The organism is Arthrobacter sp. Y3224055, from assembly GCF_059090825.1.
In genome coordinates this window covers 455507-468108 of record NZ_JBNHGB010000003.1, presented here as the reverse complement: position 1 = coordinate 468108, position 12602 = coordinate 455507, and the positions used below count along the sequence as shown (strand labels likewise).

Here is a 12602-nt window from a genome sequence, read left to right as displayed (position 1 = left end):
CGCTTCCTTCCCAGTGTCCTATTCAGTCCCTGTGCCCGCGGCGCCAGCCGGTGGCGTCCTGGACGGCCAGTCCTGCCGCTTCCAACCTGCCGAGTCCCGCGAGGACGGTGCGGACCGGGATCCCCGCGACGGTGGCGAGCTTGTCGACGGTGCTTCCCCGGCGAACCGGCAGCGCGTCGAGCAGCAGCAGGTCATCCACACCGAGTCCGTCGTGGTCGGCGAGCACCTCTTGGCTCCCGGCCTGCACTGTTCCCAGCGGTCCCGCCAGCTCGGCCGCCTCTGCGGCATCCGTGACGGCAGTTGCGCTCCCGTCTCGCAGCAACCGGTGGGTACCGGCCGAGTTCGCGCTGTAGACGGATCCGGGAACGGCACCCACGCCGCGGCCCAGCCCCGCGGCGTGATGGGCAGTATTCAGTGCCCCCGAGCGCCAGCGAGCCTCCACCACGATGGTTGCGGCGGCCAACGCCGCGATGAGCCGGTTTCGTTGCAGGAATCTCCAACGGGTTGGTGCGGCGCCGGGCGGCACTTCGGCCAGCAGGATCCCCCGTCTGGCGATGGCGCGGAGCAGTTCTTCGTTTCCGGCCGGGTAGTACCGGTCCAGGCCGCCGGCCATGACCGCCATGGTGGCGACATGTTCGGTCTCCGCAGCCAGGGCCGACCGATGGGCCTGCGCATCGATCCCGTAGGCCCCGCCGGAAATCACGCAATAGCCTCGCTGCGCGAGTCCGCTGCTGATGTCGCCGGTCACCTGGTTGCCGTAATTCGTGCTGTCCCGCGAGCCGACAACGGCCACCGTTGTCCGGACGTCCGGGATGCCGCACGTGAACCTTCCCCGCGCCCAGAGGCAGAGCGGTTCGCCCAGCCCGAGGTCTGCCAACGCGGCCGGCCACACGGCGTCTCCGGGAATGAGCACGGTGCCGCCAAGCCTGCCGATCACGGCCAGGTCGCGTTCGGGCGCAAGGTCCTTGATGCGCGGCGCCCACCGCTCAAGGGCGTCGCTGAGCGGCTGGGCGTTGCCGGCAGAGGGTACGCGGTCGAGGGCGCGCAGCAATTCCGCCTGCAGACCGTGCCCGGCCTTGATCTGGCCGGTGGCGACCCTGAGGGCGTCGTGGGCGCCGGCAGCAGCGACCAGAGCCTGGCCGATCCAGTCAGACGGCTCCATCAGCCGGGACAGCGCCGCCCTGTCAAGGCGTTCGTCGGTGGACGGCAGTTGCGTCATTCTGGTCATCTCCTCCTGGCCTGCGGCCGCAGATGGGGACGGCATGGTCACGCCGCCTTGACCTGTTGGCGGAAGGCCAGCGCCGTGCCGACGCAGTCCCGGTCCGGTCGGTCCAGGCCGGACAGGTCGGCGAGCGTCCACGCAACGCGCAGGACCCGCGAGTAGCCACGGCCGGTCAGCACTCCGCATTCCATGGCCCGGTCCAGGTCCCTGGTGATAGCGGCCGGAAGCCGCAGCTTCCCGGTCAACAGTTCGCCGCTGATCTCCGCGTTCAACCCGATGCCCCACGGCTGCAGCCTCGCCCGCTGTGCCGTCCGTGCCACCGCTACCCGGGCGGCGACGGCCGCGCTGTCTTCCCGCTGCGCACCCATGGCCATCATCCCCACCGTCAGCCGTGGCAGAGTCAACTGCAGATCGATGCGGTCGGTCAGGGGGTTGGAGAGCTTGCCAAAGTAGCGGCGCCTCTGGTCGGGCGTGCAGGTGCATTCCAAACCCTTGCCGTCGGAGAGCCCGCACGGGCAGGGGTTCGCCGCCATGACGAGCTGGAAACGGGCCGGGTAGGCGGCGCTGCCCGCCGCCCGGTGTACCACCAGCCGCCCGCTCTCCAGCGGCTGGCGCAACGCGTCGAGCACCTGCCGGTCGTATTCGGGTGCCTCGTCCATGAACAGCACCCCGCGGTGTGCCCGCGAGGCCGCTCCCGGACGGGGCATGCCGGAGCCGCCCCCGATAATGGAGACCGCCGTTGCCGTGTGGTGCGGGCTCTCGTACGGCGGCCGCCGCACCAGCTCGGTCAGCGGGGCGGCCGTGGCGCTCAGGGAGTGGATGGCGGTGACCTCCATGGCATGGTGGTCGGAAAGATCGGGCAGGATGCCCGGCAACCGTTCGGCGAGCATCGTCTTGCCGGCACCGGGCGGACCGACGAGCAGCAAATGGTGGCCGCCCGCAGCGGCGACTTCCAGCGCCGCCCGGGCTTCATGCTGCCCGGCCACGTCTGCCAAGTCGGGGGCGGGCGCAGGAGGTGCTGCGGCCGGGACGGTCGGGCTTAGCCGCTCCGGCGGTGCGGGATTCAGCCGGTTCGCGTCGGCGCCGAAGGCCATCAAGACCTCAACCAGATTGCTGAAGCTGCGCACCCGGGCGCCCGGCACCAGCGCGGCCTCGGCGGCGTTGGCGTCGGCAACGACAACATGCGGATACCCGGCTTCGACGGCCGCCATCACCGCCGGGAGTACACCCCTGACCGGCCGGAGCCTTCCGTCGAGTCCCAGCTCGGCCAGGAAGATGTTGCGGCCGCTGGGCCGGACGTCCCCCGCCGCCTGGAGCGAGGCCATCAGGATGGCCAGGTCAAAGCCGGAGCCTTTCTTGGGCAGCGAAGCGGGGACAAGGTTGACGGTGATCTTCCGCCTGCTGAGCGGGACCCCGGCGTTCTTCGCCGCGGCCTTGATCCGTTCCTTGGCCTCGGTCAGGGCCGCGTCCGGCAGCCCCAGGAGAATGAAGGCCGGGAGGGTTTGTCCGATGTCCGCTTCTACCTCGACGATGTGCCCGTTCAGGCCCACCAGCGCCACCGAGAATGTGCGTCCGAGCCCCATCAGCCGACGCCCTTCAGGTACTCGATCACGGGCCAGCGCCCCTGCCCGTAGAGCACCGCGACGGCATCCACCCTCATTGCCGTGCCGGCCATGCCGTGGTCGCGCAGCCACTGGTGCCCGAGAAAGTGGAGACGGCGGACCTTGGCGTCGGTGATGGCTTCGAAGGGGTGGCCGTAGTCGGTGCTGCGCCGGGTCTTGACCTCGGAGACCACGATGGTCGCCCCGTCCACGGAGACGATGTCCAGTTCGCCGTCGGGGCTGCGCCAGTTTCGGTCGATGACACGCTGGCCGGCGCCGAAAAGATAGGACGCGGCCATCTCCTCACCGCGTCGGCCTAGGTCGTCTTTCGCTCTCATGCCCTCCAGCGTGGCGGGGGCGGCGGAGGGCAGCTTCACATGACCCCCGGGATGTGGAAATCCCGCCCCGTGCGGCGGCCTGTGCAGGGCAGGGCGGCAGCCTCCGTTACGCTGAGAAGTGATGCGCAGCACGCCCCGGCCTGCGCTCCATGTCAGCCACCGGTTCAGCCTCTCGTCGCGCGCAAGCGGGCGCCGGCCTGCTGCACGGACAGGAACGGTCCGGGGCGCAGGAAGGACATTGCAGTGAGGATAACTGTCGTCGGAGCCGGTGCATGGGGTTTGCCGGCAGCGGCCGAGCTGGCCGGCCGGGGTCATCACGTCACCCTGATTGACCGCTTCGGCGTATCGAACCCCCTGTCGTCCTCTTATGGACCGACGCGCATGTGGCGCATTGCCGACCCGGACCCCGGCCGGGTCCGGCTGTCCAGGTTGGGGCTGGAGGCCATGAAGCGGCTCTCGAGCAGGGCCGGGCAACCCGTTTACCACCAAAAGGGCCTGCTGTGGCGCGACACGTTGTCGCTGCCGCGCCTGCGGTCGACCCTTCTGGCCGAAGATGTGCCCTTCGAGGAGGTCGACGCGAACAACGTTGCAGCGTTCCTGCCCGGCCTGAGGCCGGACGGCCGGGATGCCATTTGGCAGCGGGACGCCGGCGTGGTGCTGGCCGATGCGAGCCTGCAGGCCCAGTTCCGGCTGTTTTCCGCGGCCGGCGGCACCTTCCTGCACGGGGCCACGGTGTCGGAGGTTTCGGCGGCTTCGGGAACCGTCAGCGCTTCCCTTTCCGATAGCCGGCGCGTCGATGCGGACGTGTTGGTGATTGCGGCCGGTCCGGGGAGCGGCACCTTGCTCGCACAGCTTGGCTTGCCTGCGCCGCTTCGGCCGTACCTGGAGCAGGTGGTCCACTTCGGCGGCGCGCGGGGCGCCACCGACGACTATCCTTGCTTTTTCGACGGCCCAACTGACGAAGCACCGGGCATCTACGCCATGAGCAGCCCCGGCATAGGCTACAAGGTCGGCCTGGACAGTCCGCTGCGGCACTACATCGAGGGGGACGCCGACAGGTCCCCGGATGAGGTGCGCACCGGCATCATCCGCGAACGGGTGCGCCGCGACTTGCTGTCGCTGCAACCTGATGTGCTCGACGCGCAGGTCTGCGTGTGGACCGACACCCCCGACGGCAGGTTCGTCGTCGATTCGCCGGTCCCCGGCGTCGTTGTCGCCTGCGGGGATGCCGGCGAGGGCTTCAAGTATTCGGCGCTGATGGGCGTCATTGTCGCCGACCTGGCCGAGGACAAGCAGCCTGAGGCTGACATCAGCCCCTACCGGCTGGGTCGCTTCGAGGCCGCGGATAGCGCCGACTGGGGTGTTCCGACCGCGCTGGGCCGCTGATCGGCCGCGGAACACCCCGCCGCACCTAGGTGCAGGTCAGGCCTCGACCGGCAGGCCGGCTGCTAACCGCGCAGCCGTTCCCCTTTCGGATCGTAGAACGGGCGCCGTGAGACTGTGGCCGCGACGAGCCGGCCCCGGCATTCGACCGTGAACGTTCCGGAGAGGTCCGTATCCGCGGCGACCGAGGCGAGCCCGACGGCGCGTCCCAGCGTGTAGCCGTAGCTGCCGCTGGTCATGCGGCCCACCGGCACGCCGTCGCAGAACACGGTCTCGTCGTGCACGAACAATGCCTCCGGGTCCTCCAGCGCCAGGTAGACGGTCCGGTGGGCGGGCGCCGCCGGGTCCAGCTTGGCCACCGCGTCCCGGCCCACGAAGCCGCCCGGCTTGTCCAGCGCCACGGTGAAGCCGAGTCCTGCGGAGTACGGGTCGTCGGCGGGCCCGATGTCGTGCCCGAGATGGCGGAAACCCTTCTCGCTGCGCAGCGAGTCGAGGGCGTGGTAGCCGGCCAGCCGCACGCCGAGGTCCTGGCCGGCCTCCCACAACGCGTCGAACACGTTGAGGGCCGTGTCCGTGCCCGGGTACAGCTCGTAGCCGAGTTCGCCGACGAAGCTCACCCGCAGGGCATAGGCGAAACCGTCGGCAACCTCCACGGTCCGTCCCTCGGTGTAGGCCTGGGCGGCGTCCGACCAGTCCTCGGGCGAGACCCGGCCGAGCAGTTCCCGGCTCTTCGGTCCCATGACCCCGATCGTCGCCAGACCGGCCGTCGCATCGAAGACCGCGGCCGCCTTGCCTTGCGCCAGCCGCCGCAGGTACCCCAGCGTCTTGTCCTGGCTGAAGGCGGGCGTCACCACAAGGAACCGGTCTTCCCCGAGCCTGGTGACGGTGCCGTCCAGCTCGATCCCCCCGGCCTCGTTGAGCATCAGGGTGTAGACGGCCTTGCCGACGCGGACGTCGACGTCTGCCGTGCAGGCCTGCTGACAGACCGCCAGCGCGTCCGGACCTGCCACTTCGATCTTCGCGAAGGAGCTCAGGTCGAACAGCACCACCCCTTCCCGTGCGCCACGGTGCTCCTCGCCGACACGGTCGAACCAGTTCTGCCGGCCGTAGCTGTACTCATACTGCGGCGCGGTCCCGGGGTCGCCGTACCAGTTGGCCCGTTCCCAGCCGTTGAGCTCCCCGAAGCAGGCGCCGAGTTCGGCGAGCCGGGCGTGCAGCGGCGAGCGCCGCACGTTCCGTGCCGTGGTCGGCTGCAGCTGCGGCCAGTGCATGGCGTAGAGGCGTCCGAGCCCCTCCCGGGTCCGGGCGTGCAGGTAGCGCCGGTTGCTCTGGTGCCGCGAGAACCGCTGGACGTCCACCGCGGCCGCGTCGAAGCCGGGCGATCCGGAGATCACCCACTCGGCCAGTTCCCGACCGGCGCCGGGGGCGAAAATGATGCCCTGGGAGTTGAAGCCGGCCGCGACAAAGAGGTTGCGCACCTCGGACGTCTCCCCGAGGACGAAGTTGGAATCCGGCGTGAAGCTTTCCGGGGCATTGAGGAAGCGGTCGTAACGGCTCTGCGCCAGTGCCGGCACCGCCGCCTCCGCCTTGCCGCGGATCGTCGCGAAGTGTTCCCAGTCGGCCTCGAACTCCGCGAAACCGCTTCTGCCGATCCCGCTCACCGGCCGCGGCAACCCGTCGGGCTCGAAGGCGCCGACCAGCAGCCGCCCCGACTCGTGTCGGATGTAGTAGCTGTTGTCCAGATCCCGGAAGACCGGCAGCTCGGGCACGGCGCCGTCGATCTCCCCGCTCCGCACGTGCACGTGCTCGGCGGCATACAGCGGCACATGCGCCCCGGCGGTCGCGGCCAGGTCGCGTGTCCACAGCCCGCAGGCGAGGATCACCCGTTCGGCCTCTATGGTCCCCTGATCCGTGACGACGCCCGTCACCCCGCCCCGGCCGTGGCGGATGCCGGTGACGGACACGTTTTCGCGCAGGGCGACGCCGAGCCCGTGGGCAAGTTTGGCGAAGGACAGCGCCGCATACCCGGGGTTGATGTGCCCGTCGTCGGGCAGGTAGAGCGCGCCGAGTACTCCGTCGGTCCGGGCCAGCGGCCACAGCCGGCCCAGGCCGGCCGCATCCAGGATCTCCGCCTCCGTGCCGTTCTGGCGGGCCACGTCGCAGGCGTAGTGCATTTCATCCACCCGGCCGGCGGTCCGCGCCACCATCACCGAGCCGGATTGCTGGAACGAGACGTCGAGCCCGGAGCGTTCTTCGAGCGTGCCGTAGGTCTCGAGGCCGTACCTTGCCAGCTTGGTCATCGCCGTCGTCGTCCTCCCGCCGGTCACCAGGCCTGCCGCGTGCCACGTGGTGCCGCTGCCCAGGACGTTGGCTTCGAGCAGGACGACGTCCGTCTCCCCCGAGGCCGCCAGGTGATAGGCAATGCTGGCCCCGATGATTCCCCCGCCGACGACGACGGTGCGCGCGCGGGCGGGCAGCGGCCCGCGGGCCTCATCGGTGAAGGCTGCCGCGCTGATGGTGCGGTCTACGAGCCGGTCCATGGTTTTCCTCGCTTCTGTCGGCAGCAGGTCAGGGGCCCGCCGTGCGGTCCACGGGCCCGCCGCGGATGGGGCACTCGGGCCGCTGTCGTTCCCGTTAATAATGAATTATTGTGAACGGTATCACAGCACATCGAAGGGAAAACATGAGCCCCGTTGCCGCCCCGGGCCGCGCGCTGACCGTCGAGGATCAGCCGCGGCGCCGCCTCATCCTCGAGGCGGCGGAACGCCTGCTGGCGGCCCGCGGATTCGACGGAATCCGCCTGCGGGACATCTCCACGGAAGCGGGAATCTCCATTGGAATGATCCAGCACTACTTCCCCAGCCGGGACGCCGTGGTCCGCGATATGCTGGTCACCGCGTGTGAGCGCAGGGCGACGGAATGGCAGCTGCCCGCGCAGCGGCAGGAGGACCCGGCCGCGAAAATCCGGGCGCTCCTCGCCGGCGCGGTCACGGATCCGGAGCACTGCACCGTCTGGCTGGAATCCTGCGCGGCGGCCAGCAGGCACGGGGAGGTGCAACCCGTTGTGCTGCACACCAACACCCTGTGGCGGAAGGCGCTGGGCGCAGCAATTGCCGAAGGCACGGATGCCGGCCGCTTCACCCCCGCGATCCCGGTGGAACAGATCGTGGACACCCTGGTCGCACTCATCGACGGCCTGATCATGGCCGTGGCCACGAAGGACCCGAAAATTACGCCGGACTACACCAAGTCGCTGCTGCTGGCGGCGGCGCGCCTTCAGCTCGGCGCCGACCTCGGCGAGTGAGGCCCCCAGGAAGCGGACGGGGTTTTTGGCCCGAGCCCCGAGACGCGGCTCACAAAAAATCGGTGAAACGCTTGTTTTCGGCTGAACACCCGGGCTAGGGTCTACTAAACACGGTGATAAGTGACATAAATCACCGCGTTAGGAAGACTAAAGGAGGTGTTCGATGAGCGGTACGGCGGACAACGATCAGCCGATCGGCCAGCGCATTCGTGCGGCACGGGAACTGCGGAGCATCTCGCTGCGCAGCCTGGCCCAGCTGACCGGCGTCAGCTCGGGTTTCCTGAGCCAGCTGGAAAACGCGCACTCGAACGCCAGCGTCGCCACGCTCAAGAAGATCGCTGAAGCCCTCGGAACGACGACGGCGGAGCTGATCGACGGCACCAGGCCCGAGGGCCGGGTACTGCGCAAGGCCGACCGGCCGGTTTTCCATGCCGGCGACGGCCTCAACAAGTACCTGCTCACCGGCTCCCCGCAGCGGAACCTGGAGGTCTACGCCGGCGAACTCGACATGCACGGCGGGACCGGCGAGGAACTGTACGCCCACGGGAATGCGCAGGAGGTCCTCGTCTGCCTGAAGGGGCGGGTGGAGGTCCGCTTCTCCGGCGAGTCCCATGTCCTGGAAGGCGGGGACAGCGTCGAATACCTCTCGTCCGCGCCGCACGGCCTTCGGAACCTGGCCCACGGCACGTCCGAGGTCATGTGGATCATCAGCCCTCCAACCATCTAAAGCAGCGGGCCGGACGGTTCGACAGCCGGCGCTTCCGCACTCAGCGTTCCACACGAAAGAGGAGAAATAATGTCAGCACTTAGCACATCCCGCCGCCGGCGGGCCCTGCCGGTTGGAATGGCGGCAGCAGTCGCGCTGCTCGTGTCGGCCTGTGGCGGTGGGGGCAGTGCCGCCTCGGCCGACATCGACCTGGGCACCGGTCCCGCGGAAGCCGGAACGGTCAAAGCCGGCGCCTTGGAGGGCCTGAACATGACCTTTGCCTCCTACGGCGGCATCTACCAGGACGGACAGATGGCGGCGGCAGTGACGCCGTTCGCCGAGGAGTCCGGGGCGAACGTCTTGTCCGATGGGCCGATGGAGTATGCGAAGATCCAGGCGCAGGTGGAGTCGAACAACGTGACGTGGGACGTCGTCGACACCGATTCGAACTGGGCGGCCGGCCAATGCGGAAAGCTCCTGCAGAAGCTGGACTACTCGATCATCGATAAGTCCAACATCCCCGAGGGCCTGGCCAGCGACTGCTACGTGCCGGCCATGCAGTACGCGGCGGTCGTCGTGTACAACACCGAGAAGTACAGCGAGGCGCCCCAGGGCTGGGCCGATTTCTTCGATACCAAGAAGTTCCCCGGCAAGCGGGCCGTCCAGGGCGCCGACGTCGGAGGCGGCCTCCTCGAGGGCGCCCTGATCGCCGACGGGGTGGCCGAGGAAGACCTCTACCCGCTCGATGTCGAGCGGGCGCTGAAGAAGGTGGACACCATCAAGGACAGCCTCGTGTATTGGACCACGGGAGCCCAGTCGCAGCAGATGCTTGAGGCGGAGGAAGTGGACATGGCGATCGTCTGGTCCGGCCGCGCCTACGGAGCCGTGGAAAACGGAGCCCCGTTCGAGCCGGTCTGGGAGACCGGCGTCGTGGTCATGGACGTCCTGGCCGTTCCCACGAACGCCAAGAACCCGAAGGCCTCGATGGCCCTGATCAACTACGCACTCGGCAAGGAACAGCAGGAGAAGCTCACCGAGGAAACGTCGTATTCCCCGGTCCACGTGGACGCCAAGCCGGCGGTGAATGAAAACGGCAAGAAGTTCCTGATCACCGAACCGGAGATCGCCGACAAGGTCCTGGTCTCCGACTTCGAATGGTGGGGCGAGAACTACGCCTCGACCCTGGAACGCTGGACGGCCTGGGTCTCCTAATGAGCAACGCAGTCAAAGACCCCGTCCGGTCGGCTGCCCCGGCCGGCCGGACGGGGAATGGCGAGGGCGGCGCAGCGCCGTCGGCCGGAAGGCGCCCGCGGCTGAGTCCGCTGTTGTTGTTGCTCCCGGCGCTGGCGCTGATGGCCGGCGTGTTCGCCTACCCGCTGGCCGAGGCGATGTGGCGCAGCGTGGCGGACCCCGTGCCCGGCATGCACAACTACGAGTGGTTTGCCGCCAACGCCGGCAACTGGGCCGTGCTCGGGCGGACCCTGTGGGTCGCGCTGCTGTCCGCAGCCATCTGCCTGGTGCTGGCTTATCCGTACGCGTACTTCATGGTGATTTCGGGCCCCAAGATGCGTGCGGCGCTGGTGGTCATAGTCCTCATACCGTTCTGGACGTCGCTGATGATCCGCAGCTTCGCGTGGATCATCCTGCTGCAGGACAACGGCCTGATCAACGGCATGCTCGGGTTCCTGGGGCTGGGGCCGTTCGAGCTGATCCGCAACACCACGGGCGTCCTGATCGGCATGGTCCAGGTGCTGCTGCCGTTTATGGTGCTGCCGCTGTACGCGTCGATGCGGAACGTGGACCTGCGGCTGCTGCAGGCTTCCAGCAGCCTGGGCGCCGCTCCCTTCGTTTCCTTCACCCGGATCTTCATGCCGCTGGCCATGCCCGGCGTGGTGTCCGGCTCCCTGCTGGTCTTCATCCAGGCGCTGGGCTTCTACATCACCCCGGCGCTGCTCGGCTCGCCGTCCGAGATGCTGATTTCGCAATACATCTACGTGCAGGTCAACGGCCAACTCCAGTGGGGTCGCGGCAGCGTACTGGGCGTCATCCTGCTTCTTGCCACGCTGCTGCTGCTGGGCCTGTTGGCGCTGCTGCTGCGCAAGAGCAAACGTGCCGCCGGCGATGAAGGAGGACTGCTGTGAAACATTCCGTGCTGACCCGGTCCCTGCTGCTGGTCTATGCGGGCCTGGTGGCCGCCATCTTGATCGCGCCGACCTCGATCGTCATTCCGCTCAGTTTTACGGACAAGGCCTCGCTGAGTTTCCCGCCGTCGGGCTGGTCGCTGCGCTGGTATGAAAATTTCTTCACCGACCGGGCCTGGATGTCCGCCCTCGGCAATTCGATACTGATCGCCGTCATCGTTGCCGTCGCGGCGACCGTCATCGGCACCGCGGCGTCGATGGGCCTGCAAAAGTTCGTCCGGCGCCGGGCTGCCAAGACGCTGCAGGCGCTGCTGCTGGCCCCGATCGTAGTGCCGGCGATCATCCTCGCCATCGGCATCTATGCGATCTTCCTGCGGCTGCAGATGCTGGGCACCCTGACCGGCTTCGTGCTCGCCCACACGGTCCTGGCCGTACCGTTTGTGGTGGTCTCCGTCACGGCGGCCCTCAGCGGTTTCGATCAGCGGCTGGCGACGGCGGCGGCGAGCCTGGGCGCGAACCGGTGGTCCACGTTCCTTAAGGTCATCCTGCCATCCATCCTGCCCGGAGTCGTTTCGGGCGCGCTCTTCGCCTTCGTGACCTCGTTCGACGAGGTCGTGCTGTCGATCTTCATCAAAAGTCCGTACTTGGAAACGCTGCCCGTCAAGATGTATTCGTCCGTCACCAGGGACACGGACCCAACCATCGCGGCCGCAGCAACCTTGATCATGCTCTTGACGACAATCATCATTGCCGTCGGGCTGCTCAGTATGCGTAGGAGGAAACGTGTCCAGTAAGCTCACCGGGGCCGGCACCCGGATCGACATCCAGAATGTCACCAAGCGCTATGCCAAATCCACCGCCGTGGACGACGTCTCGCTGACCATCGAGCCGGGTGAATTCATCACCCTGCTGGGCCCCTCCGGCAGCGGCAAGACGACCACGCTGAACCTCGTGGCCGGCTTTACGGACCTGACCAGCGGCTCGATCGAGATCGACGGCCAGCGCGTGGACAACGTGCCGGCGCACAAGCGCGGGCTCGGCGTCGTTTTCCAGCACTACGCCCTGTTCCCGCACATGAGCGTCGCCGAGAACATCGCGTTTCCGCTGCAGCAGCGCAAGACCCCCAAGTCCGAGCAGCAAACGCTGATTGCCGAGGCACTCAAGACCGTCGGCTTGTCCGGCTATGAGGACCGCTACCCGCGCGAACTCTCCGGCGGCCAGCAGCAGCGCGTCGCCTTCGCCCGCGCCATGGTCTTCAACCCCCGGGCGCTGCTCATGGACGAGCCGCTGGGCGCGCTGGACAAGAACCTGCGCGAGAAGCTGCAGCTGGAGATCAAGCGGATCCACCAGGAAGTCGGCCGCACTTTCGTCTTCGTCACCCATGACCAGGAAGAAGCCCTGATCCTCAGCGACCGCATCGCCATCTTCAACAACGGCAGGATCGAGCAGGTCGGTACGAGTGCCGAGCTTTACGAGCGCCCCTCCAGCCTGTTCGTGGCCAAGTTCATGGGCGAGTCCACCATTTTCCGTGCCGACGTCGATACGGCCGGCCCGGAGTGGTTGATGGACTTCCACGGGGCCAAACTCCGCGGCCCCGCCGGCCGGAGCGTCTCGGGCAAGGGTGCCCTGGTCCTGCGGCCCGAGCAGCTGCGCGTCGCCCCGAAGGCGGAGGAAGTCCCTGGCGGCGCCGTCACCGTCCCGGTCAAGGTGGTCCAGAACATCTATCTGGGCTCCGGCCACAAGTATGAACTGCAGCTGCCCGACGGCTCCACCGGCATCGTCCGCACCCCGCTGTCCGAAAGCAACGGCCTGCGGCCCGGAGACGATGCGGTCGTCTACTGGTCCGCCCGGGACGGCGTGCTGCTCGAAGACTCCGACCTCGTCTCCACGACCTAGGAAACCCCACC

General features: G+C 68.2%; 11 protein-coding genes. 7 read left to right on the top strand and 4 right to left on the bottom strand.

The window, feature by feature from the left end; translation table 11 throughout:
* Positions 1 to 22: 22 nt before the first annotated feature.
* Genes dprA through AC5RTY_RS10305 form a run of 3 tightly spaced genes read right to left on the bottom strand, consistent with a single transcriptional unit; the run spans position 23 to position 3161 of the window.
* The gene (dprA, locus tag AC5RTY_RS10315) at positions 23 to 1228 is read right to left on the bottom strand and encodes a DNA-processing protein DprA (protein WP_494022934.1); all 1206 of its coding nucleotides are present in this window, start codon (positions 1226 to 1228) and stop codon (positions 23 to 25) included.
* A 38-nt stretch (positions 1229 to 1266) separates the two neighbouring features.
* A complete protein-coding gene (locus tag AC5RTY_RS10310; RefSeq protein ID WP_494022933.1) occupies positions 1267 to 2805 on the bottom strand; it encodes a YifB family Mg chelatase-like AAA ATPase in 1539 nt (512 codons plus the stop codon).
* Positions 2805 to 3161, bottom strand: a complete 357-nt coding sequence (locus AC5RTY_RS10305; protein WP_494022932.1) for a YraN family protein — start codon at positions 3159 to 3161, stop codon at positions 2805 to 2807. Before AC5RTY_RS10305 ends, AC5RTY_RS10310 begins: the two co-directional genes overlap by 1 nt.
* Before the next feature lie 39 nt (positions 3162 to 3200).
* On the opposite strand from AC5RTY_RS10305, the gene AC5RTY_RS10300 reads away from it, so the two are divergent.
* Positions 3201 to 4547 (top strand): FAD-dependent oxidoreductase, encoded by a 1347-nt coding sequence (locus AC5RTY_RS10300; RefSeq protein ID WP_494139476.1) that lies wholly within the window; start codon positions 3201 to 3203, stop codon positions 4545 to 4547.
* Between the two features lie 62 nt (positions 4548 to 4609).
* Here the strand turns inward: AC5RTY_RS10300 and AC5RTY_RS10295 are convergent, their stop codons facing one another.
* On the bottom strand, positions 4610 to 7084 hold the full coding sequence (locus tag AC5RTY_RS10295; RefSeq protein ID WP_494022930.1) for a GcvT family protein: 2475 nt from the start codon (positions 7082 to 7084) through the stop codon (positions 4610 to 4612).
* A gap of 143 nt (positions 7085 to 7227) precedes the next feature.
* Between AC5RTY_RS10295 and AC5RTY_RS10290 the strand changes: the two genes are divergently transcribed.
* From AC5RTY_RS10290 to AC5RTY_RS10265, 6 genes are all read left to right on the top strand, one after another.
* Complete coding sequence (locus tag AC5RTY_RS10290; RefSeq protein WP_494022929.1) at positions 7228 to 7848, top strand: TetR/AcrR family transcriptional regulator; 621 nt, start codon at positions 7228 to 7230, stop codon at positions 7846 to 7848.
* 163 nt (positions 7849 to 8011) lie between these two features.
* Entirely contained in the window at positions 8012 to 8575 is a 564-nt protein-coding gene (locus tag AC5RTY_RS10285) for a helix-turn-helix domain-containing protein (protein WP_494022928.1), read from the top strand.
* Positions 8576 to 8644: 69 nt separating this feature from the next.
* The gene (locus tag AC5RTY_RS10280; RefSeq protein ID WP_494022927.1) at positions 8645 to 9766 is read left to right on the top strand and encodes an ABC transporter substrate-binding protein; all 1122 of its coding nucleotides are present in this window, start codon (positions 8645 to 8647) and stop codon (positions 9764 to 9766) included.
* Positions 9766 to 10695: an ABC transporter permease gene (locus AC5RTY_RS10275; RefSeq protein WP_494022926.1), complete on the top strand. Its 930-nt coding sequence runs from the start codon at positions 9766 to 9768 to the stop codon at positions 10693 to 10695. Before AC5RTY_RS10280 ends, AC5RTY_RS10275 begins: the two co-directional genes overlap by 1 nt.
* On the top strand, positions 10692 to 11489 hold the full coding sequence (locus tag AC5RTY_RS10270) for an ABC transporter permease (protein WP_493999956.1): 798 nt from the start codon (positions 10692 to 10694) through the stop codon (positions 11487 to 11489). The genes AC5RTY_RS10275 and AC5RTY_RS10270 overlap by 4 nt, the downstream gene beginning before the upstream one ends.
* Entirely contained in the window at positions 11479 to 12591 is a 1113-nt protein-coding gene (locus AC5RTY_RS10265) for an ABC transporter ATP-binding protein (RefSeq protein WP_494022925.1), read from the top strand. The genes AC5RTY_RS10270 and AC5RTY_RS10265 overlap by 11 nt, the downstream gene beginning before the upstream one ends.
* Positions 12592 to 12602 lie beyond the last annotated feature (11 nt).

Coding starts and splice junctions, on each gene's coding strand:
- dprA (WP_494022934.1), bottom strand. CDS start 1,228: ATGACCAGAATGACGCAACTGCCGTCCACCGACGAACGCCTTGACAGG.
- AC5RTY_RS10310 (WP_494022933.1), bottom strand. CDS start 2,805: ATGGGGCTCGGACGCACATTCTCGGTGGCGCTGGTGGGCCTGAACGGG.
- AC5RTY_RS10305 (WP_494022932.1), bottom strand. CDS start 3,161: ATGAGAGCGAAAGACGACCTAGGCCGACGCGGTGAGGAGATGGCCGCG.
- AC5RTY_RS10300 (WP_494139476.1), top strand. CDS start 3,201: ATGACCCCCGGGATGTGGAAATCCCGCCCCGTGCGGCGGCCTGTGCAG.
- AC5RTY_RS10295 (WP_494022930.1), bottom strand. CDS start 7,084: ATGGACCGGCTCGTAGACCGCACCATCAGCGCGGCAGCCTTCACCGAT.
- AC5RTY_RS10290 (WP_494022929.1), top strand. CDS start 7,228: ATGAGCCCCGTTGCCGCCCCGGGCCGCGCGCTGACCGTCGAGGATCAG.
- AC5RTY_RS10285 (WP_494022928.1), top strand. CDS start 8,012: ATGAGCGGTACGGCGGACAACGATCAGCCGATCGGCCAGCGCATTCGT.
- AC5RTY_RS10280 (WP_494022927.1), top strand. CDS start 8,645: ATGTCAGCACTTAGCACATCCCGCCGCCGGCGGGCCCTGCCGGTTGGA.
- AC5RTY_RS10275 (WP_494022926.1), top strand. CDS start 9,766: ATGAGCAACGCAGTCAAAGACCCCGTCCGGTCGGCTGCCCCGGCCGGC.